This window comes from Roseovarius sp. (assembly GCF_040219995.1).
Taxonomy (GTDB): Bacteria; Pseudomonadota; Alphaproteobacteria; order Rhodobacterales; family Rhodobacteraceae; genus Roseovarius.
This window is the reverse complement of record NZ_JAVJUC010000034.1, coordinates 126220-144038: the sequence shown is the minus strand read 5'-3', so window position 1 is coordinate 144038 and position 17819 is coordinate 126220. Positions and strand designations below refer to the sequence as shown.

Annotated in this window: 17 protein-coding genes; 10 read left to right on the top strand and 7 right to left on the bottom strand. The window is 61.6% G+C overall.

Annotation, left to right across the window (positions count from 1 at the left end):
• Positions 1-75 precede the first annotated feature (75 nt).
• Both RID11_RS15005 and puuE read right to left on the bottom strand, forming a co-directional pair.
• Positions 76-576, bottom strand: coding sequence for an ureidoglycolate lyase (locus RID11_RS15005; RefSeq protein WP_350140611.1), 501 nt, complete (start codon positions 574-576; stop codon positions 76-78).
• Complete coding sequence (gene puuE / locus RID11_RS15000; RefSeq protein ID WP_350140609.1) at positions 573-1988, bottom strand: allantoinase PuuE; 1416 nt, start codon at positions 1986-1988, stop codon at positions 573-575. The genes RID11_RS15005 and puuE overlap by 4 nt, the downstream gene beginning before the upstream one ends.
• A 171-nt stretch (positions 1989-2159) precedes the next feature.
• Between puuE and uraH the strand changes: the two genes are divergently transcribed.
• On the top strand, positions 2160-2513 hold the full coding sequence (gene uraH / locus RID11_RS14995) for a hydroxyisourate hydrolase (RefSeq protein WP_350140607.1): 354 nt from the start codon (positions 2160-2162) through the stop codon (positions 2511-2513).
• Between the two features lie 242 nt (positions 2514-2755).
• On the opposite strand, the gene RID11_RS14990 is transcribed toward uraH, so the two are convergent.
• A complete protein-coding gene (locus RID11_RS14990) occupies positions 2756-3661 on the bottom strand; it encodes a LysR family transcriptional regulator (protein WP_350140606.1) in 906 nt (301 codons plus the stop codon).
• A gap of 110 nt (positions 3662-3771) precedes the next feature.
• Between RID11_RS14990 and RID11_RS14985 the strand changes: the two genes are divergently transcribed.
• The 6 genes from RID11_RS14985 to RID11_RS14960 all read left to right on the top strand — a co-directional run bounded on the left by RID11_RS14985 (position 3772) and on the right by RID11_RS14960 (position 11173).
• On the top strand, positions 3772-5010 hold the full coding sequence (locus RID11_RS14985) for a urate hydroxylase PuuD (RefSeq protein WP_350140604.1): 1239 nt from the start codon (positions 3772-3774) through the stop codon (positions 5008-5010).
• A gap of 132 nt (positions 5011-5142) precedes the next feature.
• On the top strand, positions 5143-6036 hold the full coding sequence (gene galU / locus RID11_RS14980; protein ID WP_350140603.1) for a UTP--glucose-1-phosphate uridylyltransferase GalU: 894 nt from the start codon (positions 5143-5145) through the stop codon (positions 6034-6036).
• Positions 6037-6057: 21 nt separating this feature from the next.
• Entirely contained in the window at positions 6058-7041 is a 984-nt protein-coding gene (gene galE / locus RID11_RS14975; RefSeq protein WP_350140601.1) for a UDP-glucose 4-epimerase GalE, read from the top strand.
• 35 nt (positions 7042-7076) lie between these two features.
• A complete protein-coding gene (locus tag RID11_RS14970; protein ID WP_350140599.1) occupies positions 7077-8108 on the top strand; it encodes a glycosyltransferase family 2 protein in 1032 nt (343 codons plus the stop codon).
• 642 nt (positions 8109-8750) lie between these two features.
• Complete coding sequence (locus RID11_RS14965) at positions 8751-9311, top strand: FecR domain-containing protein (protein WP_350140597.1); 561 nt, start codon at positions 8751-8753, stop codon at positions 9309-9311.
• 62 nt (positions 9312-9373) lie between these two features.
• Entirely contained in the window at positions 9374-11173 is a 1800-nt protein-coding gene (locus RID11_RS14960) for a CHASE2 domain-containing protein (protein ID WP_350140595.1), read from the top strand.
• 111 nt (positions 11174-11284) lie between these two features.
• Here the strand turns inward: RID11_RS14960 and RID11_RS14955 are convergent, their stop codons facing one another.
• Entirely contained in the window at positions 11285-11917 is a 633-nt protein-coding gene (locus RID11_RS14955) for a DUF2306 domain-containing protein (protein WP_350140593.1), read from the bottom strand.
• Between the two features lie 312 nt (positions 11918-12229).
• On the opposite strand from RID11_RS14955, the gene RID11_RS14950 reads away from it, so the two are divergent.
• Positions 12230-12517 carry a hypothetical protein gene (locus RID11_RS14950; RefSeq protein ID WP_350140591.1) on the top strand — a complete coding sequence of 96 codons (288 nt, stop codon included), beginning with the start codon at positions 12230-12232 and terminating at the stop codon, positions 12515-12517.
• A gap of 234 nt (positions 12518-12751) precedes the next feature.
• On the opposite strand, the gene RID11_RS14945 is transcribed toward RID11_RS14950, so the two are convergent.
• The 3 genes from RID11_RS14945 to RID11_RS14935 all read right to left on the bottom strand — a co-directional run bounded on the left by RID11_RS14945 (position 12752) and on the right by RID11_RS14935 (position 15592).
• Positions 12752-13375, bottom strand: a complete 624-nt coding sequence (locus RID11_RS14945) for a cyclic nucleotide-binding domain-containing protein (RefSeq protein WP_350140589.1) — start codon at positions 13373-13375, stop codon at positions 12752-12754.
• Positions 13376-13510: 135 nt separating this feature from the next.
• Positions 13511-14842, bottom strand: coding sequence for an MATE family efflux transporter (locus RID11_RS14940; RefSeq protein ID WP_350140587.1), 1332 nt, complete (start codon positions 14840-14842; stop codon positions 13511-13513).
• A gap of 486 nt (positions 14843-15328) precedes the next feature.
• Positions 15329-15592, bottom strand: a complete 264-nt coding sequence (locus tag RID11_RS14935; protein ID WP_350140585.1) for a LysR substrate-binding domain-containing protein — start codon at positions 15590-15592, stop codon at positions 15329-15331.
• Between the two features lie 123 nt (positions 15593-15715).
• Between RID11_RS14935 and RID11_RS14930 the strand changes: the two genes are divergently transcribed.
• Both RID11_RS14930 and RID11_RS14925 read left to right on the top strand, forming a co-directional pair.
• Positions 15716-16813 (top strand): LacI family DNA-binding transcriptional regulator, encoded by a 1098-nt coding sequence (locus RID11_RS14930; protein ID WP_350140583.1) that lies wholly within the window; start codon positions 15716-15718, stop codon positions 16811-16813.
• 4 nt (positions 16814-16817) lie between these two features.
• Complete coding sequence (locus RID11_RS14925; RefSeq protein WP_350140581.1) at positions 16818-17813, top strand: ABC transporter substrate-binding protein; 996 nt, start codon at positions 16818-16820, stop codon at positions 17811-17813.
• The last annotated feature ends 6 nt before the right edge of the window (positions 17814-17819 follow it).

Here is a 17819-nt window from a genome sequence, read left to right as displayed (position 1 = left end):
GCGATCGCGCGGCACCTTCGGTGCGTTTCGCGCGGGGTGCGGCAACGACAGCTCCAGGCCAACATCACCAGCCCTCTATACCTCCGGCCCCTTGACCAGATAGGGCCGCCCGAACCAGTGTTCCTCGAGGTTCGGGCCTGTGCCGATCCGGTCCACCACGGCGAACTGTCCGGCCGTGTCAAGCGGGGTGAGCACGCCGTGCCAGACCCCGCGATGCAGGTTGATGGCCTGTCCCGGATCGGTGACGAAGGCGCGCGGTGTGTCCGGCACGCCGTCTGCATCCGCCGCCACGATCACGAGGCAGCGCCACGGGCCGAGCGGGATGAAGGCCTGACTGCCAAGCGGGTGGCGTTCGACCATCTCTACCAGATTCGGCAGGTGGCGCGCCTGTGCGTCGAACAGGCTGAGGCCTGCACGCCCGTCGGTGAAATCGAGCTGTGCCAGGTCGCTATGCCGGGCGCAGAGCCCTTGATTGATCATCACGGTGGGCGTCGCACGGGCCTCGATCACGTCACCGAAGGGGGCGAAATCCGAAGCGGTCAACGGTGCCGCGGTGAGCGGGACGGGGCTGTTCATACCAGCATGTCCCGCAGGCGGAGGGCGGCGATGCGTTCGACCTGACGGCAGGCCTCGGCGAACTCGGCCTCGCTGTCCTGGGCCAACCGCCGCTCCATCGCGGCGCGAATGCCTGCGGTGTCGTGGTCGCGCACCGCGATGATGAAGGGAAAGCCGTGCCGCGCCATGTAATCGGCGTTGAGCCGTTCGAAGGCGGCGCGGTCTGCATCGCTGAGGCGGTCAAGACCCGCGCCTGTCTGTTCCGTCGCGCTCTCGGGGCTGAGGCGTCCGGCGGCGGCCAGTTTTCCGGCCAGATCGGGATGCGCGCGCAGGACGCCCAGTCGCTCCTCGCGGCTTGCCGTCCGAAACGCGCGGCAGAGCGCGTTATGCACCCCCGCTGCGCAATCATGCGCCGGGCCCAGCTCAAACGCATGGGCGCGTTCGGCCACCCAGGGCGAGTGTTCGAACACCCCGCCGAAGCGCGCGACAAAGCGGGCCTGATCCATGTCGCTGGGGCGCTCGGGCCGCTTGGGCGGATGCACGCGTGCCCAATGTTCGGCGATGTCGATGCGGCGCGGGCACCAGACGCCGTCGAAGCCCTGGATATGCTCGATGAAGCGCCGCAGCCCGGCGATCTTGCCGGGGCGTCCGATCAGGCGGCAATGCAGGCCGACGGTCATCATCTTCGGCGCGCCTGCCGCGCCCTCGGCATAGAGCGTGTCGAACGTATCGCGCAGGTAGCTTTCGAACTGTTCGCCGGTGATCCAGCCGGGGCTGGTTGCGAAACGCATGTCGTTGCATTCGAGCGTGTAGGGAATGATCAGTTGATCGCGCCCGGACACGTTTACCCAATGCGGCAGGTCGTCGTCATAGGCGTCTGAAATATAGGCGAACTGTCCGGTCTCGGCGGCCAGCCCCACGGTATTGGCGCTGCACCGCCCGGTATACCAGCCGCGTGGCGGCGCGCCGGTCACCTCTTCATGGAGCCGGATCGCTTCGGCGATGGCGGCGCGTTCCTCGTCCTCGGGCATGTCCTTGTGTTCGACCCATTTCAGGCCGTGGCTGGCGATTTCCCAATCGGCACCTTGCATTGCCGCCACCTGCTCGGGGCTGCGGGCGAGGGCCGAGGCGACGCCGTAGATTGTCAGGGGAATGTCCGCGCCGGTGAAGAGGCGATGCAGCCGCCAGAATCCGGCGCGCGCCCCGTAGTCGTAGATCGATTCCATGTTCCAGTGGCGCTGTCCGGGCCAGGGGGCGGCACCGGGGATGTCCGACAGGAACGCCTCGGAGGCGGGATCGCCGTGCAGCACGCAATTCTCGCCGCCCTCTTCATAGTTGAGGACGAATTGCACGGCGATGCGCGCCCCGCCCGGCCAGTGCGGATCGGGGGCGTTCGGGCCGTGGCCGCGAAGATCACGAGGGTAACGTTGCATAAGTCTCCACCGGTTGTTGCGCGCCGGATGTCCGGCGACGCCAGTCTAGGGCAAGCCGATCAAAAGCACTTTCCAATATCACTTGAAAGAGTTGTTTCCGAATATGCGTGCCGCCACCTTGTGCAGGGCGCGCGGCCTGCGCCATGATACGAGACGACGAAGGGGAGCGAGATGACAGGCTATCTGACGACGCATGTTCTGGATACGGCACGCGGTCAGCCCGCTGCCGGGCTGACGATTGAGCTGTTCCGGATGCAGGGCGAGACGCGCACGCATATCCGCACGCTGACGACCAATGCCGATGGCCGCACCGACGGGCCGATCCTGCCCGAGGATGCGTTCGCGCCCGGCACTTATGAGCTGGTGTTTCATGCCGGAGCCTATCTGGAGGCGGTGGGGTTGGCCGAAGATGGGCCCCGGTTTCTCGATCTGGTGCCGATCCGGTTCGGCATGGCGGAGGCCGCGCATTACCATGTTCCGCTGCTGCTGTCGCCGTTCGGATATTCGACCTATCGGGGAAGTTGAGCGGGGCATCGGCGGGCTGCGGTGCGGCGATCCTGCACGTGTTCGGCAGGCCCGGCGCGGAATCGAGGCCGAAGGCCGCCGCGCCATCGCATGTCCGCCCCCCGGACAGGCGATTTGTCCAAGTGAGCGCGCCGATCAGGTCTTTTGCGGGACAGCAGATATAAAGCGCGTTGAAACACCGTAGCATCGCCTGCCCGCGGACATGCGATGGCGCGGCACACCGCAACGGCACCTTTAGAAAGTCACCCCGGCATCGCCCCGAGAATACGCTCGATCATGAATTCGATCAGCAGCCGCGCCTTGGGGTCCTGCCGCCGTTTATGCGGATAAAGGCAGGCCATCTGAATGGGCACCGGCGGCTCACCCTCCAGCACCGGGACGAGGCGGCCCGCCTCGAGATGGTCATGCACCTCGAACCGGGGTTTGAGGATGATGCCGTGCCCGTTGAGCGCCCATTGCGTCAGCGCATCGCCATGATCCGACTCAAAAGGCCCAGAGACCGAGATGCGCCGCACCCCGTCGGGCGTGCGCAGCGGCCACTGGAATTCCGGCGCGCCGGCATAGCGCAGGTTCAGACAGTCATGCGCGCCTGAGGCGAGGCTGTCGCTGGTCTCGGGCAGACCCTTGCGCGCGATATAGGCGGGTGCGGCGCACAGGATGCGCTCGCAATCGGCGATCTTGCGGATGCGCAGCGACGAATCCTCGGGCACGCCGAGAAAGAACATCGCGTCGAGCCCCTCGGTGGCCAGATCGAGCCTGCGGTCGGAGAGGCGCAGGCGGATGTTTATGAGCGGGTAGAGCGCCTTGAAGTCAGGCACGGCGGGGGCGATGATCCTTTGGCCTAGACCAAGCGGGGCGGCAATGTGCAGCGTGCCGCGCGGGCTGCGGGTGACCTGGCCGATCTCGGCCTCGGCCTCGTCCACCGCCTCGATGATCCTGAGGGCGCTGTGGTAGAAGAGCGCGCCCTGTTCGGTGGGGTTGAGCTTGCGTGTGGTGCGTTGGAACAGGCGGATATCGAGATGTTCTTCGAGGGCGGCGATCCGGGCAGAGGCCACCGCCGCCGAAATCCGCTGATCGCGCGCGGCGGCGGACATGCTGCCCAATTCATAGACGCGCACGAATGTCCTGATATTCTCCAGATAGGCCATGCGCCGAGATTATTAGCGTACTCTTGAAACAGCTAGGGATTTTTCCCGGATGCAGGGCAATCGCGTCTTGTGGCATGCAGGGGGTGCGAAGAGACCAAGGAGATCGCGACATGCTCGATCCTGCCATCATCTGGGACTGGTTCGGCTTTGCGCTGCGCTGGCTGCATGTCATCACGGCGATGGCGTGGATCGGATCGTCGTTCTATTTCATCGCGCTCGATCTAGGGCTGCGCCGGGCGGATGACCTGCCCGAGGGGGCGCAGGGCGAGGAATGGCAGGTGCATGGCGGCGGGTTCTATCATATCCGCAAATACCTCGTGGCCCCGGCGCGGATGCCCGAGCACCTGACCTGGTTCAAATGGGAGAGTTATTCGACATGGCTGTCGGGGGCGGCGCTGTTGATGGTGATCTACTGGGCGGGGGCCGAGATCTACCTGATCGCGCCTGAAAGCGGGCTGAGCACGGGGCAGGGGATCGCGATTTCCGCCGCGTCGCTGGGCCTTGGCTGGCTGATCTATGACTGGCTGTGCAAATCGGGGCTGGCGGGGCGGCCGACGCTGCTGATGCTGGTGCTCTTCGTGCTGCTGGTCGCGATGGGCTGGGGCTATACGCAGGTGTTCACCGGGCGCGCGATGATGCTGCATCTGGGGGCGTTCACCGCCACGATCATGACGGCGAATGTATTTTTCATCATCATGCCCAATCAGCGCATCGTGGTGGCCGATCTCAAGGCCGGGCGCGTGCCGGAGGCCAGATACGGCCGCATCGCCAAGCTGCGCTCGACCCACAACAATTACCTCACGATGCCGGTGATCTTTCTGATGCTGAGCAATCATTATCCGCTGGCCTTTGCCACGGAATACAACTGGATCATTGCGGCGCTGGTGTTCCTGATGGGGGTGACGATCCGGCATTTCTTCAACACGATGCATGCGGGCGGCGGCTATCGCTGGTGGACATGGGCGGTGACGGTGCTGATTTTCGCGGCGATCATCTGGCTGTCGATGGCCCCGTTGCGTCATGATGCGTTCGACGACAGCGCCGCGCGCGCGCTCAGCCCGCGCGAGCGGGTCTTTGCCGAGGCAGAGGGCTTTGACGAGGTGGCGGCGATCATTCCGGGGCGCTGTTCCATGTGCCATGCGCGCGCGCCCTATTTTGAAGGTATCCACCATGCCCCGAAAAACGTGCTGCTGGAGACCGAGGCCGATATCGCCCATGCGGCGCGGGCTATTTACATGCAGGCTGGAGTTACCCACGCGATGCCGCCTGCCAATCTCAGTTACATGGAAGACGCCGAGCGGCGGGCGGTGCGCCGCTGGTATAGCGCGGCAAAAGCCGACGGTGGATAGGCGCGCCTTGTGCCGCGGCCAAACGGGTAGCGTGATTCTGCCAAAAAAATTTCAAACTTTTCCCTTAACTACATACAAACCCCCATGTTGTTGTGTATAATAGCGCAAAAATAATCAGTTGAGGTGCAGGTGATGCGTCGCAAGGTGACGAAGGCGATTTTTCCCGTAGCGGGGCTGGGAACACGGTTCCTGCCGGCGACGAAATCGGTTCCAAAGGAAATCATGACACTGGTGGATCGCCCGCTGGTTCAGTACGCCATCGACGAGGCGCGTGCGGCGGGGATCAAGGAGTTCATCTTCGTCACCCCGCGCGGCAAGAGCGCGCTGGAGGATTACTTTGACAACGCCCCGCAGCTGGAGCAGGAATTGCGCCGCAAGGGCAAGGACGAGCTGCTGGAAATCCTCAAGTCCACCAATATGGACAGCGGCGAGATCGCCTATATGCGCCAGCACAAGCCGCTTGGCCTGGGTCACGCGGTGTGGTGCGCGCGGCGCTTCATCGCCAACGAGCCCTTTGCCGTGATCCTGCCTGATGACGTGATCGCCGCTGAAAAGCCCTGCCTGCAACAGATGGTGGAGGCGTTCGAGGACACCCAGAGCAACATGGTCGCGGCGATGGACGTGCCGGACGAGGCCACGAAATCCTACGGTATCCTCGACGTGAAAGAGGACATGGGCAGCATTGTTTCGACCAAGGGCATGGTGGAAAAGCCCGAACCGGGCAGCGCGCCGTCGAACCTTGCGGTGATCGGGCGTTATATCCTGACGCCCACGGTCCTGCAGAAGCTCAACAAGAAGCAGACCGGCGCGGGCGGTGAGATTCAGCTGACCGACGCCATCGACGCGGCGCGCGAGGAGGGCGAGGAGGTGCATGGCTTTCGCTTTCGCGGGCAACGCTTTGATTGCGGGTCCAAGGCGGGGTTCCTGCAGGCGACGGTGGCCTTTGCCCTCGCCCGCGACGAGCTGCGCGACGAGCTGTGGAACTACATCTCGGATATCGTTCATGCCGAAAAAGCCGCGCAATGACCGCACGCACGGGGGCGCGCTTTGACAAATGTTCTGGTCACTGGCGGTGCGGGCTATATCGGCAGCCACGCCTGCAAGGCCCTGTCCAAGGCAGGTTATACCCCCGTCACCTATGACAATCTGAGCACGGGATGGGAGGACGCGGTCAAGTTCGGCCCGTTCGAGAAGGGCTGTCTGACCGACCGGGCCCGGCTCGACCAGATATTCGCGGCCTATCAGCCGCAGGCGGTGATGCATTTCGCCGCGCTCAGCCAGGTTGGCGAGAGCATGCGCGAACCGGGGCTCTACTGGCACAACAACGTGGCCGGATCGCTCTGCCTGATGCAGGCGGCGGTGGCGGCGGGCTGTCTCGACATGGTGTTCTCCTCGACATGCGCCACCTATGGCGATCAGGACAATGTGCTGCTGGATGAGGGATGCGCGCAGTATCCGATCAACGCCTATGGCGCGTCAAAACGTGCGATCGAGGACATGTTGCGCGATTTCGAGGTGGCATATGGCCTGCGTCACGTGATCTTTCGCTACTTCAACGTGGCGGGGGCCGATCCCGAGGCCGAGGTGGGCGAGTTTCACCAGCCCGAGACCCATCTTATCCCGCTGATGCTGGATGCGATCGACGGCAAACGTGACGCGCTGACGATCTTTGGCACCGATTACGATACGCCCGACGGCACCTGCATCCGCGATTACGTGCATGTCTGTGATCTGGTGGATGCCCATGTGCTGGGGCTGAACTGGCTGGAGGACGGGCGCGAGAGCCGGGTGTTCAATCTGGGCACCGGCACCGGGTTTTCCGTGCGCGAGGTGATCGATCAATCGGCGGCGGTAACGAGCCACGCCGTGCCGATTGTCGAGGGGCCGCGCCGCCCGGGCGATTGCACGCGGCTGGTCTCCGGCTCGACCCGGGCCGAGGCGGATCTGGGCTGGCGGCCAAGCCGCTCGACATTGGCGCAGATGATCGGCGATGCGTGGCGCTGGCATCAGTCTGGACATTACACGAAATAGCACCGACCCTGCCGGATGGGGATCAAGAGGGCCGCATGGGCAGAGGCGACGGGATACGCGACATGGCGATGGCCTATCGCCTGCGGTGGAAGCGCCGCCGCCTGCTCTGGCGCAGTGTTCGCAAGCGTCGGCAGTTATGCGCGGTGGTTGATCGCACGGCGCAGATCGGGCCCGGCGATATCCTGTGTTTCAGCACCATGCGCAACGAGGCGCTGCGGCTGCCATACTTCCTTGAACATCACCGGCGACTGGGCGTTCGGCATTTCCTGATCGTCGAGAATGCCAGCACCGACGGCACGCGCGAGTATCTGGCCACGCAGCCCGATGTCTCGCTCTGGAGCACGGCGCAGAGTTACAAGCTGTCGCGTTTCGGGGTCGATTGGCTGACCTGGTTGCAGATGCGGCACGGGCATGGCCATTGGTGCCTGACGCTCGATGCCGATGAATGTCTGCTCTATCCCTATCACGAAACCCGGCCTCTGCCCGCGCTGTGTGACTGGCTGGAGCGGCAGGGGCGGGCGTCCTTCGGGGCGCTGATGCTGGACATGTATCCCGAGGGGCGGATCTCGGCGCAACCTTACCTGCCGGGGGATGATCCGTTCGAGCGGCTGTGCTGGTTCGATGGCGGCAATTATTCGATGCGGCGCAAGCCGGACTTGGAGACCCTGTGGATACAGGGCGGGCCGCGTGCGCGGATGTTCTTTGCCTCCGAGCCGCGTCGCGCGCCCACGATGGGCAAGGTGCCGCTGGTCAAATGGAACCGGCGCTATGCCTATGTCAGTTCCGCGCATTCGCTTCTGCCCCGGCGGTTGAACCACGTCTATGACCGGCAGGGGGGAGAGTTGACCTCGGGCGTGCTGTTGCACAGCAAGTTCCTGAACACGGTCGTGGACCGCTCTGCCGAGGAAAAGGCCCGGCAGGAGCATTTTGCCAACAGTGCCCTTTACGAAGGCTATTACGACGCGCTGACCGGGGACCCGGAGCTGTGGTGCGACGCCTCGACCCGGATCACCGGATGGCGGCAGCTTGAAGCGATGGGTCTGATGTCACGCGGCGGGTGGATCTGATTGGGCTGCGCCATTGGCTAATCGACCCGCCCGAGGCCCCTTGCGCCCAAAGCTTCCGGCAAGACCGGACGCCGAGGCATCGCCGCGAAAACGCTTTGCATTCAGGATGACAGTGGTGAGCCGTGCAGGATTGGAACCTGCGACCCACTGATTAAAAGTCTGACAAGAGTTCAATTAAATCAATGGCAGTGAGATCGTATTTTGGAGGTTGTGATTGCCACCTGTGGCTCAAAAGCAATTTCTTCAGTAGAGTCCTGAATTATTCAAGATTGAGGGCCTGACACAGGATGGAATTGTTCAAGAGGTTATTGATCCTTTCAAACGTCCGGCCCAAAACATCAGAGTTAGACGTCTGCTCTATGGTGCCTCAATGGCCGTCAATGTCAGCGAGTCGCCCTCATTCAGCGTGAGCAAGCTTGAAAACGGTCGCAAAATCGACCACCCTCGCCTCAAGACATCATAACTTGGGAAATGTCGGATCTATCCCGCTTGGGTAATTGTCTGGCTTCCGTTTGGTGCCAAGTTCTTTTGACTTAAGCACCGGCTTTGGTCACCTTTCCGGGACGGTTTTTGCATATGTTTAGAAATATGTTTCGCACAATATGCCTTTCCACTGCACTGGTCTGTACCCTCGGCGTCCCCGTGCTGGCGCAGACGGATGGCCGGGGTATCTGCGTTGTTCTTTCTGTCGAGGGTGCCAGCGTGGTGTCTGCGTCGGGCAGCGGGCGCAGGGCAGCGGAGGTCGGGCTTGGATTGGGCCGTGGGGCGACGCTGCGCACCGAGCACAATGCCCGCGTTACGCTGCAGTGTGATAGCGACCTGCGCGTCGTTGTCGGCCCTTCCTCCGAAATCGCTGTCGCGCGACTCGTGGACGACGCACAGCAAACATTCGGTATGCGGTTAATGCAGGGTATCGCGGGGTTTTTCTCCGATGGCGATGATACCGGCGAGACCATTCAGATTCGAACGCCGTCGGCCGTGGCCGCCGTGCGGTCCACTGAATGGGCCATGCGTGTTACCGAGGGTGCCAGCGCAGTTTTCGCGCGCGAAGGAGCAGTCTTTGTCTTTGGCGAGACCGAAACGGTGCAGTTAGGCCCCGGGGACGGTGTCGATGTCACGGCGGACGGCACAGTCGGTTCAGTTGTCCAATGGGGCCAACAGCGGATTGACCGCTTTGATGAGTTGCTGGGGTCTGATTGGTGACAGGCCGCGGCCTAGCCGTTGCACGCTGGGCACGCGTTGGCCTGTTGGTTGTGATAGGCACCTTGATCCTCGTTATATGGCATCCGGGTGAAAAAGGCAGGATTGGCGCGGGCATTGAGGGGCGTCTGCTTGATCTGCGCTTTGCGGTGCGGGGGCCATTGCCGCCGCCCGATTCGGTGGCCATTGTGGTGTTCGACGATCTTGCGGTGTCCACACTGGAGGCGTTTCCACCAAGCCGCGCCGATATCGCAAGAACCGTTCGGCAGGCATTCGCCGCCGGTGCTGAGGTTGTCGCGCTTGACCTGCTTTTGGTGGACCCGCGCGACGATGACCCAACGCTGGCCGAGGCGCTCAAACTGGGGCCCACGGTTTTGGCTGTCGCTGAGGCACGCTCAGAGGCCACCCCATCGGCCTTGAACAATCCCGGCGGCTTTGGATTGGTGGTCGGCCCGCGCCCAACGGCGGCCTTGCCCGCGATGGGGCCAGCTCCCGGACTGCAAGGGCGTGCAGCCATGGGACATGTCACGGTCCAGCACAATAGCGACGGTATGCTTCGCCGAATGTGGCCTGCTTTGACTGTGCAGACGCCCGACGGGTTGATCACCGTGCCAGGGCTGGCAATCGCAGCGATTTCAGCGCAACGGTCCCGGCCCGACCTGATCCTATCAGGCGGTTTTCCCGGGGGACGGTTGGAGGGGGCATGGCCCACGGCAAGATTGGACCTGCAGGGTGCGCTGCCACTCAATTTCTACGGCCCTAGTGGAACCATTCCCATCCATTCCGCCGCCGCGTTGTCCGAAGCCGACTTGCATGGCAAGATCGTATTCATCGGCGCAACCGCGACGGGCTTTGGCGACCGCCATGCCACCAGTCTTGACGCAACGCTGCCCGGTGTGGAAGCACATGCGACCCTCGCCGGCAACCTGCTCGACGGGCGGGTTTTGCGCCGCGATTTGATAGCCTTGGGACTCGGCGGGGCACTGGCCTTTACTGTTGCTTTGGCAGGGTTCTTGGCCGGGGGGCTTGCGCGACCATGGCTTGCCTTGCTGGTCAGCGCCCTTTTGGCGGCGGCAACGCTGTCTGCACTGCAAGCGGCGTTCGAAGTGGGCTGGTGGCTCGACGCCACAACCGTGCTGGCGGCGCTTTTGTTGGGACTGGTGGCCGGAGGGACGTTACGCTTTCTGAACACACGACGTCGTGCGACCAATCTCGCGCGCTTTCAGTCACCGCGCTTGGTCGAAGCCATCGCCTCCCAAACTAACCCGCTGAGCAGTCGTGCGCCTCAGCAAGCCGTCGTCCTGTTCGTTGATGTAGCCGGGTTTACCACGATGGCCGAACGTATCGGGCCCGCCGGCACGGCCGACTTCTTGAGCGCCTTTCACGAACAGGTAGAGGCTGCTGCCGATCCGCTGGGCGGGGCAATCCTGGACTTCTCAGGCGATGGTCTTCTTGTTGTCTTCGGTCTTCCAGAGCCGGCTGAGGGAGATGCCATTCATGCACTGGAGTTCGCGGAAAGACTATTCCATGCGGTGGCAAAGGACAGTGTGAGTTTACGCATCGGTGGCCACGCCGGGAAAGTGCAGCTTGGCATTCTTGGCGGAAAGCGACACAGGGTTGTTTCTATCAGTGGCGATGTTGTCAACATGGCCAGCAGGTTGCAGGAGTTTGCCAAATCCCAGGGTGTAGAGTTGGCGATGTCGGATGCCCTGATTGCCAGCGAAAGCCGGGCGCTAGCCTGGGCCGAGACGGCTCACCTGACCCCACTAGCCGATCAATCGCTGCGTGGCCGGAGCTCCACAGAGAAAATTTGGATCGGTGAGGTGCCAAAGCGCAGCACCGTGACAAGCAATGCGATCAAGTAAAAACCGAAGCAACAGTTTAAACCTGACAGCGATGAATAAGCAGCTATCCTCGAAGCTGAATGACGTGGTCCGCCCCCGACCCTGACCAAATCAAACCGCGCCGATAGGGTGTCAAGCGGGTGTGAGGCGTCGCTGCGCGTCCCGCAATCGCAGCACGAACTCAGCGATGAGTAGATACGGCACGAAAAACGCGACAACTTGAATCTGGTCGAATAGCCCTGTGAAGTCCTTGTTCGAGGCGATGCCGCCAGTCGCGGCGTACCAGATGGCGTAGTGCATGCGGTAAATCCATGAGCCGACCGCGAGGATGACCAAGCGCACGGCCCAGGCGAGATGTCGACGAAGGTCCTTTGCCATCGCGTAGTAGACGGTGTTGGCTGCCGTCCAGATCATGGCTGCGCCATAAATCGCGAACCACATGCTCATCCACCAGCCGCCAATAGTTCCATTCAGCATGATATAAACGAGCCCGCCGAGCCCGGTGGCGATGGCCAGCACAAAAAGAACATACCCGAAGCGCCGGTGCAGGCCGGGCCAGCGGCGTCGGACGATAGGCAGAGCCTGAAGTGGTGCGCCAAACGTCAGAACGGCCCCCAAGATCATGTGCACGGAGATCGAGGCATTGGCCAGTATGCCATCCTTCTGAAAGACACGCGCAATCTCTCCCGGTGCAGGGGAAATCAGGCCGCGTAGGCCAAGATGACCGGAATACACCACGAACCAACCCGTGCTCAGGGCCAGCATCAAAAGAAACAAAGTCGGAAGGGCGCGCCGCATACGAGATCAAATAGCGCACTGCCAGGATCAAAACCACTGTCGAGTTCATAGCGGCGGCTTCCTCGATGGACGCGGGTCTCGACCGTCCCGGACCTTTCGCCACCGCTACGGATCGACGCTGCAGTGCAACTTTCGCAAGTCTGCCTTTCGTACCCCGTGCCGCGTTCTATTGATTTCGATCTTAATTCTCTGAGCCGGTTGGGCGCCATGTGCTAAGGTGCATATGCCGGGCTGCTTGCGGCGGATTGATACCCAACGAAAAGCTTGAGGAGATAGACGATGTTTGCACGCGTGACGAAGTACAAGATGAAGCCTGGATCACGGGATGCCGCGACCGTGTTGCTGAACCGGTTGAAGGACTCGATCATGGGCATGAACGGCGTGCACAACTTCGTCAACGTGATGAACGAGGACGGCAGTGGCTACGTGATCTCGGTGGTTGAGAGCGAAGAGACATCAGATGCGAACGCGGAACAGGTGCAGGCACTATGGTGCCAGTTCGCGGAGCATCTGGAAGGCCCACCTGCAACCGAGAGCTACGACGTCATCGCCAACTGGGCGAACTGAGGTCAAAGGCTCGGTCGGCGGGAGTATCCCGCCGACCTGTGTGAGGTGACTGCACGGAGCCGGACAGAATACCCTCAACCAACTGCGGGTCATTCATAGCTTCGGCCCGAACTTGCCAGTCATCAGTTGCGCGGATGCCGTACCGCAGCTTCAACAGACCCGCCGTTTTGAAGGCACCATGGCAAAGCAGAAAGTTATTGAGAAGGGAATAGACTCAATCTGACTTCGCTCGGGTCAGCCTTCGTGGGTTTGCGCGGCATTTGCCACGATCCGCTTGGTGACCAAGCGCATCACGGCCATGGCGAATTCGGGATCTTCATATTGCAATCGCGTAAAGCGTTTCTCGTCGAGTTCGTAGACAACCGTATCCTCCGGGCATCGAACCGTCGCCGACCGCGCGGCACTTTTATTGAAGAAAGCCATCTCGCCGAAAATCTTTCCGGCGGCCACGGATACATTCTGATCCTCGATTTCAACGCGACCCTCGGCCAGGTAATAGAGGCTGTCGACCGGATCGCCCTTCTTGAAAATGACATTGCCCGCCGGAATGACGCGTTTTTTACCGTAAGCCATAGCGGCGGAGAAATCGGGTTCCGACTCGTCCGTCATATGCGTCACCAACCTGCGAAGCGCGATGAGTTCGTAGAGGCGATAGGCGTTGATGGAGAGCAAGATGACTTCAATCGCCAGAAGCGGCCAGATCTGAAACAAGGCGCTATAGATGATGAAGCAGACCGAAGACAAAATCACGAGGACACGAAGCCAGATCGTCGAATGTATCGAGAAAGTCGCCAATTTGAACAGAACAGCGAGCCAGCCAACGGCCTCAATGATATGGTGTGTGGTGATGAATTCCATTGGCTTACCTTCCTGGTGCGCCTTTCGAGCCAAAACCATGTCAAGGATTTGGTCAAACGCTACCGTATCAGTGTCGCTTCGATTCGGAATTATGAGTTAATATTTGATACCAAGGTTTTGGCCCCACGGTCAGGATCATTTGTCTCCCATATGCTTTTGGAGGGTATGGGCAATGAGGCTGCCATGGCCAAAGAGCGCGCTATGGCTGCGATGCCGCATGTTTTCTTGCGGGGGATTCTTTATCAGCCGCCAGCCCAACCATATCGCGATTGATGCGAAGATGACGCTGCCGAGCGCCTGTCCGATCAAAACCCCATGCGCTCCCATCAAGACCCCGCCAGCGACGACAAATGGCCAAGTGCCCAGGGTGTGTTGCCCCCAATTCAACCAAGTCGAATAAGATGGGCGGCCCAGCGTGTTGAAGGACGCGCTTGCCACAAAGACCGAGCCACTGAAGAACGATGACAGTGCCAGAGGGAAGCAGTAGAGGTAAATCAGGTCCCTCGTCAGGTTCTCCGCATTGAAGAGATCAGAAATCGGGCCACGGAAGGCGAACAGTATCATGGTTATAAAGAGCACATAGATCGCAACAAACTTGATGGCATCGAGATACGTGCGTCTAACCCGATCAACATGGCCGGCACCGAAATTCTGTCCGATGATCGGCCCGATGGCACCCGAAAGCGCCCAGATTACAGAGAAGGCGACCGGCGCCATTCTCCCGATCACGGCCATCCCGGCCACCGCCTCTGGCCCGTATTTCGACATTTCGCGGGTCACGATCGCCGTGCCAATGGGCGTGGCCACACTGGCCAGCACGGCCCGATTTGCAAAATGTGTCACCGTCTGGAGGTCACGCCAGAGCAAGCGCAAGCGTGGACGGACAAACGCATTGTGCTTGCGCAAGGCTGGATAAAGGGCAAGGCCGAGCGTCACGAGCCGTGCCGCCACCGTTGCCCAGGCCGCGCCCGGCAAGCCCATGCCCAAGGCGAAGATTAAAATTGGGTCAAGCACCGCATTTGTTAAAGCTCCGAAAAGTGCTGGGTACATTGCCAGCCGGTTCTCACCGTAGCACCGCAATGAGACGACTGTGACCATCGAAAGGCCCGACACCCAAGTGAATGGCAAGACAATCCAAAGATAGGTCGCTGCAAGTTCAGCCACCTGTCCCGTGGCACCGAGAAGGCCCACGAAAAACTCAATATTTGTCAACAGAACCAGAGGTATGGCGATCCCGACCACCATGACAAGCATCGCTGTGCTTGTGGCGTATTCACGGGCCTCCAGCTCATCATCCTCGCCGATTGATCGCGATACCAAAACGCTAGCTGCGACCGACAGGCCAATATTGATTGCGCTGGTAAAGAACATGAGGGCGCTCGCATAGCCCGCCGCGGCGGCCATTTCCTCATACCCGAGCATCGAAATGAATATCAGGTCAATCAGATCGACCGCATAGATCGCCATCAGGCCGATGCTAGCCGTAAACGATGAAACCGAAACGTGACGCATAATATTGCCGGTCGTGAATTTCGCGTTTTTCCCTCTCGTCATCTCAGGCCTTTCGTAATTGGGCCGGTCATCGACAGCAAAAGCATTTCAGGGCTGCATAAATTCTCCGTTGCAAGCAACTAGTGTACGAAGATTACGCAGATGCTGGTAGCCTAAAGTTTCACAGGCCTCCTGAGGTGCCCCTAGTTTCCTAGACACCTGCCTCGTTCAGTGTCTGCTGTCTTGCTGCAAAGTCAACGGGCGACAGCATGCCGTTGTTCGTGTGCTTGCGTTTCAATGCCCTGGTTCACAGGTATACCGGCAAGATCAACAGTTGCTATCTGAAGACACTGGCCAAGGATGGATGGTTCTTCGACGGTGTCATCCAGACCCGCAACGAGCAGATGCTGGTGGATAAGAACGATCTCTACGAAGAGGCTGCCGGTCCCTTCAATGAGCGTCTCACCCCGTCGACGCGTTGCCGGACAGGTTTGCCTCGTTTTGGAGCCAAGCGGCGAAAGCCTCGATGCGCGGATCCGGGTGCCGCGCCTTGGGGAATGCCACGTGGATACCCTGCGGCCGCTCCACCGTCAGGGTGTGAAGGCGCACGAGGTGCCCGTTCGCCTCGTCGGCCGCAGTCATCCGCGTGTCGAAGATCGCCACGGCCTGTCCCGAAAGTGCCGCGTCGAAGGCGAAGGCCCGACTGTCGAAATCGACGGTGTTCAACGCCACCAATCCGTCGAGCCCCGCAAGCGCCCGCTCCGGCGTGCTGGGTTGGCACCAAGGCAAGGGTGTCACACTCTCGTGATGAATCTCCCCTATCAGGCTAGTGGAAACGTTTTCACATGGATGTATCGCGTGAGCTCAAGGCAGAAGATCACCATCAAGGACGTCGCGCGAGAGGCCGGTTGCGGCATCGCGACGGCCAGCCGGGTGCTCAACCGATCCGGGCCTGCCAGCGCCGATGTGCGCGAACGCGTGGAGAAGGCTGCGCGCGATCTGGGGTTTTCCTTCAGTGCGATCGGGCGGGCCCTTCAGAGCAGCCGAAGCATGACAATCGGTTGCCTCGTGCCCTCGCTTGCCAATCCCGTCTTTGCCGAAGCGGTTCAGGGTGTGCAGGAGGCTCTGTCAGGCACCGGCTATCAGCTACTGATTGCAAGCTCGAACTATGACGGCGATGCCGATAACGACGCCATTGCAACCCTGCTGGCGAATGAGGTCGACGGCCTGATCGTCACTATGGCTGCGCCGGATAGCAGTGCCGTGCTGAAGCAGGCGCGTCAGCGTGGAACGCCGGTGTCGCTTATGTTCCATGACCCCATCGATGGGCTGCCCACCGCCCATGTGGACAATTTCGAGGCCGCCCGGGAGGTCGCCCGCCGGTTTGCCGATCTGGGCCACAGGCGCACGGCCTTCCTGGCGCTGAGGTTCTCCACCTCGGACCGGTCACGCAACCGCTACGCTGGGTTTCACGCCGAATGCCGTGCAAGGGGCTTGCCGGACCCGGCCCTGATCGAACTGAGCGAGGCCGAGGCCAATACGCCCAGGCTGCTGGCCGCGATCCTCTCCACTCTGGGCGGGCTGAGCGCGGTCTTCGCCTCGAACGACTTTCTGGCCATCGCGGTGCAAAAGGCCGCGCGGCTCATGGGCAAGAGCGTGCCGCGGGACCTGTCGGTGGTGGGGTTCGACGGCATCGAGATCGGACGCCTGCTGGACGTGCCGCTGGCGACGATCGAAACCGCGCCCGACGCCATGGGGCGCCAGGCCGCGCACACCTTACTGGACCTGATGCAAGGGGGGCCGTGCACCCAGCAGCCGCCCTTGCCCTTCGATTTCCGTGCGGGGGGCACGCTTGCTCCCCCCCGAACGGAAAGCCGAGACGACGACCAGGGTGCCACCTGGCCGCCGTCTGTTCACTCGCTCAAGACCGATCTCAAACAAGGATGAACCCATGAAACATACCGTTCTTTCGGCACTCCTCGCAACCGTGATCGCCGCGCCCGCGCTGGCCGAGGATGCCATCTGCTATAACTGCCCCCCGCAATGGGCGGACTGGGCCTCGATGCTGGAAGCGATCGACGAAGAGCTCGACATCCAGATGCCGCATGACAACAAGAACTCGGGTCAGACGCTGAGCCAGCTTCTGGCCGAGCGGGCCAGCCCGGTGGCCGACGTGGCCTATTACGGTGTCACCACCGGCATCAAGGCTGGCAACGAAGGTGTTGCGCAGGCCTACAAGCCCGCCGGTTTCGACGACATCCCCGAAGGCCTGAAAGACCCTGAGGGCAAATGGTTCGCCATTCACTACGGCACACTGGGACTGTTCGTGAATGTCGATGCGCTGGCCGGCGCACCTGTCCCGCAGTGCTGGGCCGACCTGACCAAGCCCGAATATCGGGGCATGGTGGGCTATCTCGATCCGTCCTCAGCCTTCGTGGGCTATGCCGGTGCTGTGGCCGTGAACCTCGCTAATGGCGGCGACCTCGGAAACTTCGACCCAGCCATCGACTATTTCAACACGCTGGCCGAGAACGATCCGATCGTGCCCAAGCAGACCTCCTACGCGCGCGTCGTCTCGGGGGAGATTCCGATCCTGTTCGACTACGACTTCAACGCCTACCGCGGCAAATACGAGGAGGACGGCAATTTCGAGTTCGTGCTGCCCTGCGAAGGCTCCGTTCGCGTGCCTTACGTCATGAGCCTTGTGGCCGGCGCGCCGAACGCAGAAGCCGGCAAGCGCGTCCTGGATTTCATCCTGTCGGATGAGGGCCAGGCGATCTGGACCAATGCCTATCTTCAGCCGGCCCGACCGGTCGATCTGCCCGCCGAGGTGGCCGAGAAGTTCCTGCCAGCCTCCGACTACGAGCGCGCCGTGGCCGTGGACTATGCTGAGATGGAGCGCGCCCAGGCCACCTTTGGCGAGCGCTACCTGAACGAAGTCGAGTAACCCCGC